Here is a 17,911-nt window from a genome sequence, read left to right as displayed (position 1 = left end):
TGCAGTTAAACCTATCAACAAGAGGGCACTTTGACCCTCATGCGAAAATGTATGTGCATACTGCCTTGCAGACTACTTTTTCAAAAAAGCTTGAAATCTGCTTTTGGCTTCATCACTTTTTAGCCTAGCGCTAAATTGTTCAAGTTCTTGGTGCATTTGGTGTTGTACACGATTTTTATGCGGACGCATTAATTGACGTGTGATTTGTAGGGCTTGTGGCGGTTGATTTGCCAATTTTTTTGCCTGAGATAGTGCATAACTGAGTAAATCTTCATGGGCCACAATTTCGTTGATCATATTGAGTCTATGGGCCGTCTCGGCATTAAAACTTTCACCAAGTAGCAGTAACTCAGCCGCTTTTTGATAACCAATGAGTTCTGGTAAGAGTAGGCTAGCCCCCGCTTCCGGCACGAGAGCCAAGTTGACGAAGGGAAGTTGAAATTTCGCCGTGTTGTCAGCGTATACCAGATCGCAATGTAGCAGTACGGTTGTACCTATACCGACGGCGGCACCAGAAACAGCAGCCACCAGAGGTTTTTTGAGTTCGAGCAGACAAAATAAGAAACGTACTGCGGGATGATTTGGCCCTAAGTCACTATTTTTCAAAAAGTCAGCAACATCATTGCCTGAGGTGAAACAATTATCTTGGCCATGGAGCATAAAGGCACGAATGTCGTTGTCTGCTTCACCTTCGATCAGGTATTCTGTCAGTTGTTTATACATATTAAGATCAAGTGCATTGCGTTTATCAGGGCGATTAAAGCTAATAATACGCACGCCCTGATCATCCTGAACCTGTATATGACTCATGGGTTGTTTCCTTTACGACGACATTGGGTAGACATGGAGTTTAAGACATTGAAACCAATATTCAAACAGCTGTTTAATTGTCTAGTTTTATCTTGTGCATCATTTTCAGCGTTGGCGAACGTAGTCATGACTGAAGGTCATATACGCGCCATGCCTGAGACAGTACCAAATACTGCGGCTTACTTTACGCTTGAAAACCACACAGATAAAGCGATTCGTCTTATCGGTGTCAGTACGACTGTGGCAAAGGATGCCCAATTACACACGATTATCGAAGACCAAGGCATGGTGAAGATGCGCCATGTTGAAGGTTTTGACATCCCCTCCCATGGCACATTAACGTTAACGCCGTCAGGGGATCACGTCATGTTGCTTGGCTTAAAAGCGCCATTGGTGTTAGAGCAACAAGTTGAACTGCAATTAGAGTTTGACGGTGGCGAGAAAATGGCAATTACCCTGCCTGTTAGTAAAGCAGCAGAAAACGCCGCAGAGCAAGAGCATCATCACCATCATTAAGGAGTCGCTTGATGCAAATTACATGGAAAAAAGTTACCGGGGTCGGTTTATTTTTAGTATTAATCGGTTATGGCGTGAGTGTATGGTGGAGTATCGAACCGGATCCAATTAGCCCTCAACAATTAACAGCATCCAATAAGAATATTGTTGGGTACGCTACTACTACATCGCTAATCCTCACAGTCGAAAATTTACTCGATAAGCAAGGTGGTTGGCTATCAAACGATGTGATGCCACCTTCCATCTTCATGGATAACATGCCCGCATTTGAATATGGTGCTTTGGAGCAAGCCCGTGATTTAGCCTTGATTATGCGTAAAGAGTTTAGCCGCTCACAGTCACAATCTGCGGCGGACAAAGATTTAGGCGAAGCCCAATCTAAGCTCAATATTGACCACACAAGCTGGTTAGTACCGAGTGCCGAAAGCGAATATCGCGATGCAATCAAATTGCTGAAGCTTTATCGTGCCCGCATGATGGACCCAAATAATCAAGATGCACAGTTTTATGCCCGTGCTGACAACCTTAATGAATGGTTGAAAGAAGTGCAGAAACGTCTGGGCAGTATGTCGCAGCGTTTATCTGCCAGCGTTGGCCAAGAGCGCTTAAATACAGACCTAGCTGGTGACAATTCGGCGCGTCAATCAACCCCAAATTTGACCAGCCATCAGGTAAAAACCAGTTGGTGGAAAATTGATGATGTCTTCTATGAGAGCCGTGGTGCTTCATGGGCGTTGTTGAACTTTATGCGCGCAGTTGAAGTTGACTTTGCTGACGTATTGAAGAAGAAAAATGCTGAAGTAAGCCTAAGACAGATCATTCGTGAACTGGAGGCGACTCAGCAAACTGTCTGGAGCCCTGTTGTGCTGAATGGCAGCGGTTTTGGCTTAGTCGCTAATCATTCATTGGTTATGGCTAACTATGTATCCCGTGCGAATGCCGCGGTGATTGATTTAACGAACTTGCTATCTCAAGGTTAATTATGAAAAAAACTCTCCTCGCCAGTGCGGTATTAGGATTCTGTATGGCCTCATCTGCCCAAGCGGCAACTGTGGTTGGTTTTACTATTGGTGGTGATTACTGGCGCGCCGATACTAGCGGTACTTTTGCTGATAAAGGTCAACCACAACAAACATTTGATTACAGTTCATCTGCTCAAGGCAGTTATTGGATTGCAGTTGAGCACCCATTGCCATTTGTCCCTAACATTAAAATCCGTGAAAATAGCTTAGATCAGAAAGGCGGCATGTCGGATGCTGATTTCAACTTCAATGGTCATGATTTTAAAGGTAATGTTACTGCTTATACTGATTTGAGTAACACAGACTTCGTGCTGTACTACGAAATATTGGACAACGACATAGTGTCGTTGGATCTCGGTGCAGCATACAAGTTAATGAATGGTTCACTGCGTGTTCAAGATCCTGGCCATCCAGAAGAGAAAGATGTCGATAGCGGTATTGTGATGGGTTACGCCAGTACGCATGTAGGTATGCCTGGCTTAGGCTTGTACGGTTTTGCTGATTTGATGCAGGGCGTCAATGAGTCAAGCGTGCACGACTATGCAATTGGTTTAGGTTGGCAATTTGATGGTTTGGCCGTCGATACGCGTGTACGTGTAGGCTACCGTGAATTTTTATTCGATGTGAGTAATTTCTCGGGTGTGAGTGCTGATACTAAATTTAAAGGTTATTTTGCGGGTGTTGAAATCAACTTCTAATTTTGTTGATTTTAACTTCTAAGCATAAAAAAACCGCCAAATGGCGGTTTTTTATATTTAATGACTGAGAGTGTTGTTACTGTGCAATCAAGCCATTATTGATGGCGATAACATCATCTTCATTCAATGTACCCGCAGCTTGCTTTAGTGCAACAACTGAGTTGATGTAGCTATAGCGCGCATCGGATAATTTACGTTTTGAGTCGTACAAGTCACGGGTACGGTTCAAAACATCAACGATAGTACGAGTACCCACTTCGAAACCCGCTTGAGTGGCTTTTAGGGCACTTTCTGATGAAATAACAGATTGCTCATAAGCTTTGATTGAGCTGATAGAAGCACCTACGTTGTTGTAGTTATTACGAACGTTTTTCACTACACCACGGTAAATTTGCTCAAGCTTTTCACTTGCTTCAACATACTGGAATTGTGCTTCATTAACTTGTGAGCTGACTTTAAAACCTTCGAAAATCGGAATGCTTAAGTTGACACCAACGCTGACATTATCAAAATCAGGTTCGTTGAGATTACCCATTTTTTGCTCAAGACCTTTGTTGTAACCGGCATTTAAGCTTAAAGACGGCATGTGGCCTGCTTGATAAAGCTTAATAGTCTCTTGGGCAATATCTTTACCAATACGTTGAGTCATTAAATCAACACTATTGGTTTCAGCAATTTTTAACCATTCGCTAGATGACGTTGGCGCTGGTGTAACGGCTGAGAAACGGTTGGTATCTAGCACATTAATCGTCTTGTGATCGATGCCGGTGATTTCACGTAAGGCTTCATAACTATTGGCGAGCGTGTTTTCGGCTAAAATTTCAGTGGCTGAGGCTAAGTCATATTGCGCTTGAGCTTCATGCACATCGGTAATCGCGGTTAAACCCACTGCGAAACGTTGTTTAGTTTGTTCAAGTTGACGCTCGATTGCGCGTTTTTCTGCACCTTGGAACTCGTAGTTGTCTTTCGCCGTTAATACATCGAAATAGGCTTTAGTGATACGAGTAATCAAGTTTTGTAATGCGGAAGCATAAGCGGAATCAGCTTGAGAAGCGGCTTTCTCAGCAAGACTTAAACCAACCCAAGCACTGTGATCATAGATGACTTGATTTAATTTCAGGCTACCTACTAGACCACTTGCATCATCCTTCGGATCATTCCAAGCTTTGTCATAACCGACGTTTGCACTAATGGTTGGCAACAGCGGAGCGCGGTTTTGCTCGATTTTCTCAAACAAACCATTACGCTGGGCTTGGGCTTGCAATACGAGCGGGTCGCTGGTCAGTGCTTGCTGATAAATTTGCAACAAATCATCTGCTTGCACCGCTGAAGCGGAAGCCGCAAGTGTTAATGCTGCGCATAAATTATGGATCTTAAATTTCATTTGCTGTCCTTATTAGACAAAATCCCCCCACGGAGGAATATTTTAACTTCGTTTAGACTAAGTAATGCCTTTACCAAGGCGGTTTGCGCTTCCCGACGCTTCCCGATACAGCTAAAACTTAATGACCTAGAGTCTAAGAACTCTGACACTTTCAAGTCAAATTCGAAGTGTAACAGATTTTATTTTAAAAATGTGCTCAAATTGCCTTGATTGTAGGCGCAAATTTAACTTTTAAGGATAGAGTATGAAACCCCCTGTTTTTTCGCAAACGGATATTGAGATCTTAGGAAAAAAATCCCTTTATCAAGGGTTTTTCTCAATGGACGAATACACTTTCAAGCATAAATTATTCGCTGGTGGCTGGAGTAAGCCTGTCACTCGCGAAGTGTTTGAACGGGGTCATGCTGTGGTCGTTCTGCCCTATGATGCCAAGCAAGATAAAGTCGTACTCATTGAACAGGTACGTTTTCCTGCATTAGCAACCGCTAAATCTCCTTGGCTTCTTGAGTTAGTCGCGGGTATGATTGCGCCCGCAGAAACGCCTCTGGATGTTGCACACCGCGAATTAATGGAAGAAACAGGCTTAATGGCTAAGCAAATACACAGTGTAAATAGCTATTTAGCGAGTCCAGGTGGTAGTACAGAACGTTTCTATTTCTATTGGGCTGATGTCGATTCAAACAACGCCCGTGGATTGCATGGATTAGCTGAAGAGCACGAAGATATTCGATTGCATGTCATGAGCCGCGAGCAAGCTTATGAGCGAGTGGTTGCGGGTGAGATCGATAATGCGTCGACCGTTATTGGATTACAATGGTTACAATTGAACTATCAGCAACTGGTTTAAGTTGGGATGAATTTGGCTACTTCGAGTCTAAAACGGCGCTATAAACCCAACGTCAGTGATTTTTTAGCACTGTGCGGGCGTAATTATGGTTACATGTTGAAATGGTTACCGTTAGAGATAGCTATCGGTGAGTCATGGCGACTCGAAGGTGAGTTTGGTATATTAGTAGTGCGAATTTTAGAAAATACCAAATATACTCAGCTAGTTGAGATATTTCGTCCCATCGAAATCAAGGAGTTTATCAATACTCCCAAGGTGTTAGTGAGAATTTATCACGATGCTAAATTAGCAGAAGTGTTAACTGGCCAACAGATTTACCAATTACGCCCAGTGTATGATTATCCCAATGTACGCATGTATCAAAGTGATGAAAAGTACCAGGTGAATGCATTCCTGGGAGAGTTATTAAAGATTGGTTACCAACACAGTGTCGTGTGCCAGTCTTAGAATTGGGTATTCAATGTGCTGAAAGAGGCTGTCTCTTACTCCATAGCTGAAGGGGAAAGCGTGCGTATCGTGCAAGTCACAGATCCGCATCTTTTTGCCGATCCTGAAGCTCAGCTATTAGGAGTTAATACTAGCAAAAGTTTTGCTGCCGTATTAAATACGATTAGAGCTGTGGACTATCCTGCTCACTTGATGCTCGCCACGGGCGATTTGAGTCAAGACTATTCGGCTGAGTCCTATCAGCAATTTGTGAAAGCAGTCACCCCCGTTGGCTTACCTTGCCATTATCTTCCTGGAAATCATGACGATCCACGGATCATGTATCTGCACATGCAGGGTGAACAGATTTTTGGGCAGCAGCGTATTCTGGCGGGAAACTGGCAAATCCTCATGTTGGATTCAACCGTGCGGGGAAAGCCTGGCGGCAATATGGCCGAGACTCAGTTCGAATTAATTGATGAAGCCATTGCCGCACATCCTGAATGCCATACTTTACTGGTGATGCATCACAATCCCATCGTCGTGAGTTGTACTTGGTTGGATCAGCACTGCATGGACAATGGCGCCGAGTTTATCGCGCGAGTGGCAAAGTATCCGCAGGTCAAAGGATTGCTCTGGGGACATGTGCACCAATGTATTGATACCCATCATAATGGACCCTATGGCACGTTGCAGTTGATGGCGACACCCTCCACTTGTATTCAATTTAAGCCGTTATCGCCTTATTTTGCCTTGGATGGCGTTCAACCGGGTTATCGTTTGCTGGAGTTGAAAGCCGATGGTAGCATCAACACTAAAGTGTATCGCGTACCGGGTAACCATTTTTCCCCCGACAACAACTCTAGCGGTTATTAACGCGAATAGCCGCAGCCTGAGGAAATATGCTGCTTTATATTCACGGTTTTAATAGCTCTCCATTTTCAGATAAAGCTGTGATGACGGCTAAGTACATGGCGCGGCATCATCCTAGTGTGGCCTTCCATCAGCCCCAATTGCCTAATACACCTAAGGCTGCGATGGTGCTCTTAACCGATTATGTTGAGGCTGCGATTGATGCCAAAGAGCCATTAGCTTATATAGGCTCATCTTTAGGTGGGTATTTCGCCAGCTATTTAGCCGAAACCTACGGTGGCAAAGCGGTGTTAGTTAATCCTGCGGTAAAACCCTTTGAGTTGTTCGATGAGTTTATGGGGCCGCAATTCAATCCTTACACTGAACAGCATTATCTTGTCTTACCTGAGCATAAGTCTGAAGTCGCTGAATTTAATACGGCTGTGATCCGCAATCCGGATCGTTTTTTGGTATTATTGCAGACAGGTGATGATGTGCTGGATTATCGCGAAGCGGTCAATAAGTATCATCACTGTCAATTGCGAGTTGAAGCGGGTGGTGATCACAGCTTTGTTGGTTATGAGTCGCATCTGCAAACTGTAAGCCAATTTTTACACTTACCTTGACAAACTGACATGCCGAGCCGCAACATGGCCGGATATAACAACCTATAGCGTGCCCTATGACAAATCAATACACCTCTGACGCCATTGAAGTTCTCAACGGACTCGATCCTGTTAAACGCCGTCCAGGTATGTATACCGACACCTCCAGACCGAACCATTTGGGCCAAGAGGTCATAGATAACAGTGTCGATGAGGCATTGGCAGGTCACGCGACAAAAATTGAAGTTGTTCTACATACAGATAATTCCCTCGAAGTCACTGATGATGGCCGTGGTATGCCAGTGGATATCCACCCAGAAGAAGGCATTCCTGGGGTTGAGTTAATTCTGACCAAATTGCATGCTGGCGGTAAATTTTCGAATAAAAACTACCAGTTCTCCGGTGGTTTACACGGTGTTGGTATCTCGGTGGTTAACGCTTTGTCGCGCCGTGTCGAAGTCACGGTTCGCCGTGATGGCCAAGTGTATGACATCGCTTTTGAAAATGGCTTTAAGGTTGAAGATTTACGCCCAACAGGGACCTGTGGCCGTCGTAATACGGGGACTCGAGTGCATTTTTGGCCCGATGCGAGCTATTTTGATTCGGCTAACTTCTCAAATTCAAAACTGATTTATCTGCTGCGTGCTAAAGCGGTACTGTGCCCAGGTTTACGGATAAAATTCACCAATAAACAGACAAATGAAGTCCATGAATGGTTCTATGAAAGCGGCCTAACCGATTATTTAAAGGCGGCTATCGGTGACAATTTAAGATTGCCAGAAGAGCCGTTTGTGGGGTGCTTTAAAGGTCAACTAGAAGCCGCAGATTGGGCCATTACTTGGTTGCCTGAAGGCGGTGAATCCATTGGCGAGAGTTATGTAAACTTAATTCCGACTCCACTGGGTGGTACCCATGTGAACGGTTTCCGCCAAGGTTTATTGGAATCGATGCGCGAATTTTGTGAGTTCAGAAATTTAATCCCCCGTGGTATTAAACTTTCACCCGAAGATATCTGGGATCGCGCCGCGTTTATATTGTCGGTGAAGATGCAAGAACCGCAATTCGCTGGTCAAACAAAAGAAAAGCTTTCTAGTCGCCAATGTGCTGCTTTTGTGTCTGGCGTTGTGCGTGACGCATTCTCACTCTGGTTGAACTCAAATACCGAGTTAGCTGAATCCTTAGCCGAAATGTGCATTAATAATGCCCAGAGCCGCTTAAAGGCCGCCAAAAAAGTGGCCCGCAAAAAGGTGACTTCGGGACCTGCACTGCCGGGTAAGCTAACAGACTGTAGTGGCCAAGATCCGATGCGCGGAGAGTTATTCCTCGTGGAAGGGGATTCTGCGGGTGGTAGTGCTAAACAGGCCCGCGATCGTGAGTTTCAAGCCATCATGCCGCTGCGTGGCAAAATCTTGAATACCTGGGAAGTCGATGCTTCGCAGGTATTAGCTTCACAGGAAGTTCATGATATTTCGGTCGCGATTGGTTGCGATCCCGATAGCAGCGATATCTCTGAATTACGTTATGGCAAGATTTGTATCCTTGCGGATGCCGACTCAGACGGACTGCACATTGCTACCTTGTTATGCGCGCTATTTTTGAAGCATTACCGTATCTTAGTTGAGCAGGGTCATGTGTATATTGCTATGCCGCCGTTGTTCCGTATTGATATCGGCAAAGAGGTTTATTACGCCTTAGATGAGGCAGAAAGAGCGGGTATTTTAGACCGTATTGCCGCTGAGAATAAAAAGGGTAAGGTACAAGTCACCCGCTTTAAGGGTTTGGGTGAGATGAATCCTTTACAACTTCGTGAAACAACGATGGATCCAAACACCCGTCGTTTAGTACAGTTGACGATAGATGACATCGAAGAAACGGATGCTTTGATGGATATGTTGCTCGCTAAGAAGCGTTCGCCGGACCGTAAAAACTGGCTTGAAGATAAGGGTGACATGGCTTTACTTTAATGTTGTGCACTATTGCCGATAACAATAAAACATAGGCATAAAGAAAATTACAATGTTGTATATTAAAACTAATAATTATAATTGCTTAAAGGTGTTTTCTGCCGGTTTTACACTCTTAGCGAGTGTGACGTTATTGCTCTGCAATAGCGCCTTTGCGGGTTCCCAATCGATCATGATTACCGTCGCTAAGGGGTTTGGTTTATCGCTTTATGCCTCGGATATTGGCGATGCTAAGCAGATGGCGATGGGGGCTAATGGCACTTTATTTGTCGGTTCCAATAAGAGCGGCACTATCCATGCTCTCGTTGACAGTAATCAAGATGGTCGTGTCGATAAGCGTTATGTGATAGCCAAAGGGCTTGAATCACCCGATGCGATTGCATTCCACAATGGTGACTTGTTTGTCGCCACTGAAAATCAAATCGTGCGCTTTGTTGATATTGAGCAAAGATTGCGCCGCCCGAGTCGACCCAAAGAGATTTACAGTGACTTGCCTTACTCAGAGAAGAAAAGTTCTCGGGCAATTAATTTTGGCCCAGATGGCCTTTTATATGTGTCTATTGGTGCGCCCTGTAACGTCTGTGAAGCGCCAGTGCCTTACAGTAGTATCATAGCGATCAATGTTGATACTGGCGCGAGTGAGCAGATTGCGGCTGGTGTGCGTGATGCAAGTGGATTTGATTGGTCGCCAATAGACAAAAAATTATGGTTTGCCGATCAAGGCCGTGATTGGATGGGGGACAACTTGCCACCCGATGAGATTAACCGCATCGATGTGATAGGGAGTCATTATGGCTTCCCTTATTTACATGCCAGTAGTGTTGTCGAACCTGCCTATGAAAAACCGAAAAATTTAAAAATCACTCTGCCAATGTATGAGTTGCCAGCCCATGTTGCACCCACGGGACTTGCATTTTATCGCGGCAGTCAATTTCCCGATATTTACCATAATCAGTTGTTTGTCGCCGAAAATGGCTCGTGGAATCGTTCGAGTAAAGTTGGCTATCAAGTGGTAATGTTGAAGATTGAAGATCAAAAAGTGATGAGTCGTGAAACGGTTGTTAGTTTCCTTGACGGTGAATTTCCCGTTGCTCGACCCTTTGCGCTGTTATCGGCATCCGATGGTGCTATGTACATCTCCGATGATTTAAAAGGTAACGTGTATCGCTTGTTTTATAAGGGCGATAGTACTGAAGAAACACAGGAACTAGAAGAAAATGAGTGACGCTATCAAGTTAAGTCTCGATGGGGTAGAGCAAATGCCATTGCGGCGCTTTACCGAAGAGGCTTATCTGAACTATTCCATGTACGTCATTATGGACCGAGCCCTGCCACACATTGGTGATGGACTTAAACCGGTACAGCGTCGAATTATCTATGCGATGAGTGAGTTAGGTTTATCGGCTCAATCTAAGCATAAAAAGTCGGCCCGTACGGTTGGTGACGTATTAGGTAAATACCATCCTCACGGCGATAGTGCCTGTTATGAGGCTATGGTATTGATGGCGCAGCCATTTTCATATCGCTACCCGTTAGTCGATGGCCAAGGTAACTGGGGTGCCCCCGATGATCCTAAGTCATTTGCGGCTATGCGTTATACCGAAGCACGTCTCTCTAAATTCTCTGAAGTGTTACTCAGTGAACTGGGACAAGGTACGGTTGAATGGGGTGCTAACTTCGATGGCACTTTGAAGGAACCTAAAGTACTGCCTGCACGTTTACCGCATATCTTACTCAATGGTATTACTGGTATTGCCGTAGGTATGGCGACGGATATTCCGCCGCATAACGTGAGAGAATTAGTCTCCGCCTGCGTAGCATTGCTCGATGATCCTAAGCTTGAACTCGAGCAATTGATGGCCTTTGTACCAGGCCCTGATTATCCAACTGAAGCCGAGATTATTACCCCGTCTGCCGATATTGCAAAAATTTATGAGTCGGGCCGTGGGTCATTAAGAGCGCGCGCGGTTTACACTGTCGATGGCGGTGAAATCATCATAACGGCGCTGCCGCATCAAGCCAGTAGCGGTAAAATTTTAGAGCAAATCGCTGGTCAAATGCAGGCGAAGAAATTGCCTATGGTGGCCGATTTACGCGATGAGTCGGATCATGAAAACCCAGTGCGTCTTGTGGTGGTACCGCGCTCCAATCGCGTTGATTGCGATCAACTGATGGCGCATTTGTTTGCCACCACAGATTTAGAAAAGAGCTTTAGAGTTAACTTAAACGTGCTGGGTCTCGATGGACGTCCGCGAGTTAAAGGGTTGAAAACCTTATTAACTGAGTGGTTAGAGTTCCGCGTTGATACGGTTAAACGTCGTTTAGAATATCGTTTAGACAAGGTGGTATCGCGGTTACATATACTCGAAGCCCTAATGATCGCTTTCCTCAACATTGATGAAGTGATCGAGATTATTCGTTTTCACGATGATCCTAAAGCCGAGTTGATGGCCCGTTTTTCACTCAGTGATAAACAAGCCGAATCGATCCTCGAGTTAAAGTTACGGCATTTAGCTAAGTTAGAAGAATTTAAGATCACGGCCGAACAAAATGAGCTTGAAGCCGAACGCGAAAAACTGGAGCAGTTATTGGGCTCAGAGCGTCGCTTGAAGACTTTGATCAAGAAAGAATTAATTCAAGATGCCGAAACCTATGGTGATAATCGTCGCTCGCCAATCGTATTGCGTAATGAGTCCAAAGCATTAACTGAACAAGAGTTAACGCCGACAGAAGCCGTGACGGTTGTCTTATCTGAAAAAGGTTGGGTGCGTTGTGCTAAGGGCCACGATATCGATCCTTTGTCGCTCTCCTATAAGTCTGGCGACCAATATCTATGTAGCGCGATGGGACGTAGCAATCAGGCCGCAGTGTTTATTGATTCGTCTGGGCGGGCTTTTGCGACGGATAGCCATACTCTGCCATCGGCCCGTAGCCAAGGTGAGCCTATTACGACTCGCTTCAATATGGCTCCTGGCGAAACCATGCAGCATGTGTTGATGGGTGAAGAAGACCAATGTTACTTGTTAGCAACGGATGCGGGTTACGGTTTTATTTGTTCATACAACGATATGGTGTCGCGCAATAAGGCAGGTAAAGCCTTGCTGAGTCTACCAACAAACGCTAAATCATTAACGCCTAAGTTGATCGACCGCACTAAAGAAATGTCACTGCTAGCGATTACAAACGAAGGGCGGATGTTACTGTTTTCGCTAGAAGCGTTACCGCAATTATCCAAGGGTAAAGGTAATAAAATTATTGGCATACCAACCGAAAGGGCCAAGAATCGCGATGAACTTATGACGCATTTACAATTAGTGCCGAGTGATACGCCGGTTACCTTGTGGGCAGGTAAGCGCAAACTCACACTGAAGCCAAGCGATCTTGAGCATTATCGAGGTGAACGTGGTCGTCGTGGTGCAAAATTGCCTAGAGGATTACAACGTGTCGATAGCGTTGAATTAGGTGACGGCGGTGATGCTTTAGCGAGCATCTAATGCTTTGTAATGGTTTCAATGCTGTAAAGAATTAAATGGGTTAACTAAAACCACCTTAGTTTGGCTTAGGTGGTTTTTTATTTTTGGCGCTTTTGGATTAGATTTGAGCCATAAAAAAACCTACTGTATTACTACAATAGGTTTTTATTATCTCTTAGGTAAGAGATTAGAAGTCGTAACGTACGCCTACAGAGAATACGTTGTCATCTTGTAGATCTGTTTTAGCATTAGCAACAGTAAAATCACCACGGTACATAGCGTATTGACCATAGATCATAGTTGATTTCGCTAAGCGATAATCAGCACCAATGTTGAAGTTTTGGAAATTGATGTCATCAGCACCTTTTACGCCGCCCAGTTTAGTGTAAGCGCCACCTAAACCAGCTTCATCAATGCCGTATTCAGCCTTCAGGTTTACACCGTTCAGATCATAAGAAACGTTAACAAAGTAAGTGTTACCTTCGATGTCATTGTTCACAATATCTTCAGAGTTTTGGAATAAACCACCAACTTTGAATTGACCGAATTTTGCTTGGCCAACTAAACGGTATGCATCAACACCCGCAATGCCTTTGTTATAAGCCACTGCAGCATAATAGTTTTGCTCTTTAAACTTACTGTCACCCAATGTCGCGCTTAGTGCGTATAAGCTTTCATTCGTTGCTGGGGCTGGTTTACCGTCGATTAGCTGATCGTTATTATCATCAAATTGATAGTTAGCGTTTAATGTTACTAAGCCTGCAATTTTTGGCGAGTAATACCATACGCCATCAGCACTACGAGTTTGGGCACTGACTAAACGGTCGATATCGGCGTTAGTGTTACCGAAAATATCCACAGCACCTTCGGCTTGTTTAAATACGGTATCGTTACGACCCACTAACACAGTACCTGCGTTAGTTTTTAAACCTAAGAAAGTGTTACGTGCTTTGAAAACATCACCTGCACCAGAAGTGTTTTCAACTTGGAATTCCATTTGGTAGATAACGTCAAAGCCATCAGCGATTTTTTCTGAACCTTTAACACCTAATAGAGAGAAGTTGTTTTCTAAATAAGTACCTGCGTTATTCTCATCGGCATAGTTTGCTTCTAAGCCGTTAGTACCTGATTGTAGAGTGGCACCTGTGTCAGTATGGGTTAGAGCAAGCTCTAAACGACCATAGAAGCTTGGGCCTTCGGCTAGCGCACCGAATGAAGCCAATGCCAATACTGATGCAACTGATGCAGAGATGAATGTCTTTTTCATGTTTTGTGCTCCCTCGAACCTAAGTTCTTATCCATTTTTCATGGTTTTTGTGTGGTTTAACGCATTTGCTACCTGAGTCGGTAACAAAGTTGCCGCCGATTTTTACAGTTTTACGACTCGCAGGCTGTGGCGCAGATCATGTTTTTGGCTCTCCTTGCCTATATTCGGGCCATTTCTGGGATCTTTCCTTATATCTTGACTGCAAATTTACCTGAAAGGGGTAAAACTCTATTTTTCACTTACTACTTAAGTGGTAGGTAAGGCGGATTGCCTTAGATAGTGCGTCGGCGAGGGTAACTGTAGCATATACTAATGCTGTAGCAAGTCTGTCATATTGGTTATAGATTTGTGTTTGGGGGCGATATCTAAGCAGAAAAAGCGGCCGAAGCCGCTTTTTTATCAATAAATAACCTTGGGGTTAGTTGATTAATCTATTTAAAAATCAACGCGTAAACCGACAGTAAAGATGTTGTCATTCAGGTCTTGCTTTACATCGGCCAACATAAGATCACCATCGAAGCGCGTGTAGTGACCATAGACCATAGTCTTAGTGCTCAGGCGGTAATCAGCTCCCACACTGAACTGTTGCAGGTCAACATCACGGACCTGTTCTAGGCCACTGTTGTTTTGGTCACCAACATAACGGCTCACGTATTTACCTAAACCTGAGTCATCTTTGCCGTACATCATCTTTAGTTTTAAGTCGCCAATTAAGTAGGCTGCGTTCACAAAATAGGTATCGCCTGAGAGATTGGCAAACTTATTATCTACATGCTCACTGTGTTGATATAAGGCACCTAAGATTACGTCACCGAATTTAGCTTGGGCCACACCACGGTAGGCTTCAACGTTATCAATACCCTCACTATAGGCGGCAGCGACATAGTAGTTTTGTGCTTTAAAGGCTTTATCCCCTAAGGTGGCGCTCAGAGCATACATTTGATCTTTGCTATACACGTCGTTGCCATTCTTATCCACTTGGTCATAGTTATCACTCATCAGATAAGTGGCATTAAGCGTCACGAGATCGGCAATTTTAGGTGAATAGTAAGAAATGCCATCGGCGGAGCGTGTTTGGCCTGCAACCAGTAAGTCGATATCAGCATTGGTATTACCGAAAAGATCGAAGCTACCTTCAGCTGCTTTAAATACGGTATCGTTACGACCCACTAAAGCCGTACCTGCGGCACTTCTGATACCTAGGAATGTATTACGGGCATTGAAGGTTTTATTTGAGTTGTCAAAGTTTTCGACACCAAATTCCATTTGATAAATGATGTCAAAGTAAGGGCTTACAGTTTCAGAACCTTTTACGCCTAACCAAGAGAAGTTGTTTTCAAGAACAGTGCCCTCCTTTTGGTTTTGAGTTGCATAACCTGTGTCTGAATTGGTAATGGCAAGATCAGCATGGCCATAGAATTCAGGGCCATCGGCGAGTGCTGTGAATGAATAGAGTGTGAGGCTAGAAATAATAGCCGTCGTCAGTAGATTCTTTTTCATCTTCATTTTCCTGTGCTTATCGCTGTTATATGCATTGATAACTTCAGTATCTATGCATGCTGTTGAGCTTTTATGCGGCAAAGTCTGCACAGACTTGAAATGATAAAGTGTGATCTTGATCATGTTTCATATAAAGAATGGCTTATTCAACATATTGTTTTACAAGTGAAATACATGTTTTTATTAAGTCGATTACCAAATGGCTCGGTGGTAAATGATGGGCCTTTGCTTTTATTACACTCATTTAGTATTCGTATCCCTTTGCATCTAGTGTCTGGTGTCTGAGGATCTGATTTCGGTTTATGTCGATATCGTTTAGAATCCACGGCACATTTCTGGTGTTGCTTTTAAGCTGTCCCAGCTGGTGTTTACTGGATGCTGGGGCAAGCGTTCCTGCTGTTATTGGGTAATATAAGGTAAGTATTTATGACTGAGGCCTATCAAAATCGATTTGGCGGAATTGGCCGTTTGTATGGACAAAAGGCGTTGGCTAAATTTGCCACATCCCATGTGATGGTAATTGGTATTGGTGGCGTCGGTACTTGGGCGGCAGAGGCCTTAGCGCGAAGCGGCATCGGACAGATAAGCTTGATGGATTTAGACGATATCTGTGTCACTAACACTAACCGTCAAATTCACGCGCTCAGTTCCACTATCGGCAGCTCTAAAGTCGCTGTGATGGCGCAGCGGATCCGTGAAATTAATCCTGATTGCCAAGTGAATGAAATTGAAGATTTTATTACATTGGATAATCTAGGCGAGTATTTGCTCGGGGCTAAAGATGGGGGCAATATTGATTATGTTATTGATTGTATTGATGCCGTTAAGCAGAAGGCTGCGTTAATTGCTTGGTGTAAACGTCAAAAAATTAAGATAGTGACAGTGGGCGGTGCGGGTGGACAGACAGATCCGACGCAAATTCAGTTAACTGATCTCGCTAAAACCTACCAAGATCCTTTGCTAGCCAAAGTGCGTAATATTTTGCGCCGCGAGTATAACTTCTCTAAAAACCTGCAACGCCGGTTTGCTATCGATGCTGTTTTTTCCAGTGAGCAGTTAGTGTATCCCCAAGCCGATGGCTCAGTGTGCGGTACTAAAGCGGCGGCTGATGGCAGCATGAGGATGGATTGTGCTTCTGGTTTTGGTGCTGTAACTATGGTCACTGGGACATTTGGTTTTGTGGCGGCAAGTCGCGTATTAGCGCGATTGGCACAGCAGGCTCAAGAGGCGGTTTAAACTCTTAACCTAGATTCAGTCAAGATATCACCGCTTTCAAGGGCGGTGATGCCCCTTCAATATTATGTAATTTCATTAGGTTATACCTAGATATAAAAATCTTGTTGATTATTGACTGGTTCACATTGAGTGTATGGAAATTTAATATCAAATTGTGGGCCGCCTAGTTTTGAGTCTGCGCGATAACTCATAGTGCCTTTCAACAGTGTTGCGGCATTAAAGGCCGCTGATAATCCTAAGCCAGTACCACCTTTATTACGATTTGTAGTAAAGAAGGGTTCGAACATGTGCTCAGCAACATCGGCTGGAATGGCTAAGCCATTATTTTGAATGCTGATTTGAATTGATTCTTCATCCAAAGTCGCACTAATGTGGATAAGATTGTCTTCATGTCCTTGGAATGCATGGGTAAAGGCGTTCGAGAGAATATTACTAACAATTTGATTTAACAAACTGATATTGGTTTTGATATTGAGTGTAGGCTCCACGTTGATCTCCGTTGAGGCGTTAACATTGGGATGCATAATTAATGTCGACTCTAGGATTTCATGTAGCTGCTGGTTTAGATTACAGCATTGGTGTTCTTCGTGACTGCGATCGATGGCGATCGTTTTAAATTTTTGAATTAAACTACTGGCTTTAGTGATATTACGGACAATGAGTTCACAGCTTTCTTGGTACTCATTAAGTATTTCATTTATCTCATCTAATGTGGCTTGATCGCTGTGGATCAGGTCGATCAGTTCTTCAATATGGCTGAGCTGCGCACTTGCCGCCGTCAAACAAATGCCAATTGGGGTGTTTATCTCATGGGCAACCCCTGACACGAGTCCACCCAAGGCCGCCATTTTTTCTTGCTCAACTAAAACCTGTTGTGCTCGTTTTAGTGCACTAAGGGATTGTTCTAACTCTAGTGTTCTTTCTTTAACTTGTCTTGCTAGCTCTTCTTTATAGCTACGTTCGAGCTTGAGTAGCCGCTCTCTATCTTCTAAGGCTATTTGCAGTTCCGTCTTAGAATTCTTTAAGGCGCTAAATGAGCTTCTAAGTTGTACTTGCATGCTATCGGAGTTTTTCAAGGTAGTTGTCCGATTTTCCCGTTTTATGCTGCTGCCTGAGCCTGCACGATTTCCCGCTCCGGATTCAAACTTACTGGCCCTATAGGGCTCCAGTTTCTGGTTGCTCTGCCAGCCCACCGTTGTGGGTAGTCTGACTTAGCTTGTTCATATACCGCTTTACGCTTCTCCAGCAGAGCGACATCTTGTTGCTGATGCCGCTGCGCCGGTGTCACGAACCTTATGCCGCTATGGCGAT

At 44.2% G+C, this 17,911-nt stretch carries 15 protein-coding genes and 2 pseudogenes; 11 read left to right on the top strand and 6 right to left on the bottom strand.

Going from position 1 to position 17,911, the window contains the following annotated elements; genetic code table 11:
- Positions 1–72 precede the first annotated feature (72 nt).
- Entirely contained in the window at positions 73–810 is a 738-nt protein-coding gene (locus L5M10_RS11585; protein WP_028761866.1) for an enoyl-CoA hydratase, read from the bottom strand.
- A 33-nt stretch (positions 811–843) separates the two neighbouring features.
- Between L5M10_RS11585 and L5M10_RS11580 the strand changes: the two genes are divergently transcribed.
- The 3 genes from L5M10_RS11580 to L5M10_RS11570 are packed head-to-tail and all read left to right on the top strand — an operon-like array spanning position 844 to position 3,046.
- On the top strand, positions 844–1,326 hold the full coding sequence (locus L5M10_RS11580) for a copper chaperone PCu(A)C (protein ID WP_028761867.1): 483 nt from the start codon (positions 844–846) through the stop codon (positions 1,324–1,326).
- An 11-nt stretch (positions 1,327–1,337) separates the two neighbouring features.
- A complete protein-coding gene (locus L5M10_RS11575) occupies positions 1,338–2,306 on the top strand; it encodes a DUF2333 family protein (protein ID WP_105251468.1) in 969 nt (322 codons plus the stop codon).
- 2 nt (positions 2,307–2,308) lie between these two features.
- A complete protein-coding gene (locus L5M10_RS11570; RefSeq protein ID WP_131524113.1) occupies positions 2,309–3,046 on the top strand; it encodes a TIGR04219 family outer membrane beta-barrel protein in 738 nt (245 codons plus the stop codon).
- A gap of 76 nt (positions 3,047–3,122) precedes the next feature.
- On the opposite strand, the gene tolC is transcribed toward L5M10_RS11570, so the two are convergent.
- Entirely contained in the window at positions 3,123–4,430 is a 1,308-nt protein-coding gene (gene tolC / locus L5M10_RS11565; RefSeq protein WP_105251469.1) for an outer membrane channel protein TolC, read from the bottom strand.
- A gap of 244 nt (positions 4,431–4,674) precedes the next feature.
- Here tolC and nudF point away from each other — a divergent pair, with 244 nt between their 5' ends.
- Genes nudF through parC form a run of 7 tightly spaced genes read left to right on the top strand, consistent with a single transcriptional unit; the run spans position 4,675 to position 12,618 of the window.
- The gene (nudF, locus tag L5M10_RS11560) at positions 4,675–5,277 is read left to right on the top strand and encodes an ADP-ribose diphosphatase (RefSeq protein ID WP_263164698.1); all 603 of its coding nucleotides are present in this window, start codon (positions 4,675–4,677) and stop codon (positions 5,275–5,277) included.
- A 6-nt stretch (positions 5,278–5,283) separates the two neighbouring features.
- Positions 5,284–5,724 (top strand): DUF1249 domain-containing protein, encoded by a 441-nt coding sequence (locus tag L5M10_RS11555; RefSeq protein ID WP_263255296.1) that lies wholly within the window; start codon positions 5,284–5,286, stop codon positions 5,722–5,724.
- A 15-nt stretch (positions 5,725–5,739) separates the two neighbouring features.
- Positions 5,740–6,579 carry a 3',5'-cyclic-AMP phosphodiesterase gene (gene cpdA / locus L5M10_RS11550; RefSeq protein ID WP_263255295.1) on the top strand — a complete coding sequence of 280 codons (840 nt, stop codon included), beginning with the start codon at positions 5,740–5,742 and terminating at the stop codon, positions 6,577–6,579.
- Positions 6,580–6,605: 26 nt separating this feature from the next.
- On the top strand, positions 6,606–7,181 hold the full coding sequence (locus L5M10_RS11545; RefSeq protein WP_263255294.1) for a YqiA/YcfP family alpha/beta fold hydrolase: 576 nt from the start codon (positions 6,606–6,608) through the stop codon (positions 7,179–7,181).
- A gap of 56 nt (positions 7,182–7,237) precedes the next feature.
- The gene (gene parE, locus L5M10_RS11540) at positions 7,238–9,124 is read left to right on the top strand and encodes a DNA topoisomerase IV subunit B (RefSeq protein WP_105251473.1); all 1,887 of its coding nucleotides are present in this window, start codon (positions 7,238–7,240) and stop codon (positions 9,122–9,124) included.
- Positions 9,125–9,176: 52 nt separating this feature from the next.
- Entirely contained in the window at positions 9,177–10,349 is a 1,173-nt protein-coding gene (locus L5M10_RS11535; RefSeq protein ID WP_131524110.1) for a PQQ-dependent sugar dehydrogenase, read from the top strand.
- A complete protein-coding gene (gene parC / locus L5M10_RS11530) occupies positions 10,342–12,618 on the top strand; it encodes a DNA topoisomerase IV subunit A (RefSeq protein WP_198573784.1) in 2,277 nt (758 codons plus the stop codon). Before L5M10_RS11535 ends, parC begins: the two co-directional genes overlap by 8 nt.
- A 166-nt stretch (positions 12,619–12,784) precedes the next feature.
- Here parC and L5M10_RS11525 read toward each other — a convergent pair whose 3' ends face one another.
- Both L5M10_RS11525 and L5M10_RS11520 read right to left on the bottom strand, forming a co-directional pair.
- Complete coding sequence (locus L5M10_RS11525; protein WP_263255293.1) at positions 12,785–13,864, bottom strand: porin; 1,080 nt, start codon at positions 13,862–13,864, stop codon at positions 12,785–12,787.
- 435 nt (positions 13,865–14,299) lie between these two features.
- Entirely contained in the window at positions 14,300–15,364 is a 1,065-nt protein-coding gene (locus L5M10_RS11520; protein WP_263255292.1) for a porin, read from the bottom strand.
- Between the two features lie 426 nt (positions 15,365–15,790).
- On the opposite strand from L5M10_RS11520, the gene tcdA reads away from it, so the two are divergent.
- Complete coding sequence (gene tcdA, locus L5M10_RS11515; protein ID WP_263255291.1) at positions 15,791–16,600, top strand: tRNA cyclic N6-threonylcarbamoyladenosine(37) synthase TcdA; 810 nt, start codon at positions 15,791–15,793, stop codon at positions 16,598–16,600.
- A gap of 86 nt (positions 16,601–16,686) precedes the next feature.
- On the opposite strand, the pseudogene L5M10_RS11510 reads toward tcdA, so the two are convergent.
- Positions 16,687–17,664: pseudogene (locus L5M10_RS11510) on the bottom strand (sensor histidine kinase); the annotation flags it as partial.
- A 35-nt stretch (positions 17,665–17,699) separates the two neighbouring features.
- Positions 17,700–17,911 (bottom strand): annotated as a pseudogene (locus tag L5M10_RS11505) (IS3 family transposase); the annotation flags it as partial.

Origin of the sequence: Shewanella sp. SM32 (genome assembly GCF_025654235.1) — a bacterium.
Lineage (GTDB): Bacteria > Pseudomonadota > Gammaproteobacteria > Enterobacterales > Shewanellaceae > Shewanella > Shewanella oncorhynchi.
This window is presented reverse-complemented; position numbering and strand designations above follow the sequence as displayed.

Coding starts and splice junctions, on each gene's coding strand:
- L5M10_RS11585 (WP_028761866.1), bottom strand. CDS start 810: ATGAGTCATATACAGGTTCAGGATGATCAGGGCGTGCGTATTATTAGC.
- L5M10_RS11580 (WP_028761867.1), top strand. CDS start 844: ATGGAGTTTAAGACATTGAAACCAATATTCAAACAGCTGTTTAATTGT.
- L5M10_RS11575 (WP_105251468.1), top strand. CDS start 1,338: ATGCAAATTACATGGAAAAAAGTTACCGGGGTCGGTTTATTTTTAGTA.
- L5M10_RS11570 (WP_131524113.1), top strand. CDS start 2,309: ATGAAAAAAACTCTCCTCGCCAGTGCGGTATTAGGATTCTGTATGGCC.
- tolC (WP_105251469.1), bottom strand. CDS start 4,430: ATGAAATTTAAGATCCATAATTTATGCGCAGCATTAACACTTGCGGCT.
- nudF (WP_263164698.1), top strand. CDS start 4,675: ATGAAACCCCCTGTTTTTTCGCAAACGGATATTGAGATCTTAGGAAAA.
- L5M10_RS11555 (WP_263255296.1), top strand. CDS start 5,284: ATGAATTTGGCTACTTCGAGTCTAAAACGGCGCTATAAACCCAACGTC.
- L5M10_RS11545 (WP_263255294.1), top strand. CDS start 6,606: ATGCTGCTTTATATTCACGGTTTTAATAGCTCTCCATTTTCAGATAAA.
- parE (WP_105251473.1), top strand. CDS start 7,238: ATGACAAATCAATACACCTCTGACGCCATTGAAGTTCTCAACGGACTC.
- L5M10_RS11535 (WP_131524110.1), top strand. CDS start 9,177: ATGTTGTATATTAAAACTAATAATTATAATTGCTTAAAGGTGTTTTCT.
- parC (WP_198573784.1), top strand. CDS start 10,342: ATGAGTGACGCTATCAAGTTAAGTCTCGATGGGGTAGAGCAAATGCCA.
- L5M10_RS11525 (WP_263255293.1), bottom strand. CDS start 13,864: ATGAAAAAGACATTCATCTCTGCATCAGTTGCATCAGTATTGGCATTG.
- L5M10_RS11520 (WP_263255292.1), bottom strand. CDS start 15,364: ATGAAAAAGAATCTACTGACGACGGCTATTATTTCTAGCCTCACACTC.
- tcdA (WP_263255291.1), top strand. CDS start 15,791: ATGACTGAGGCCTATCAAAATCGATTTGGCGGAATTGGCCGTTTGTAT.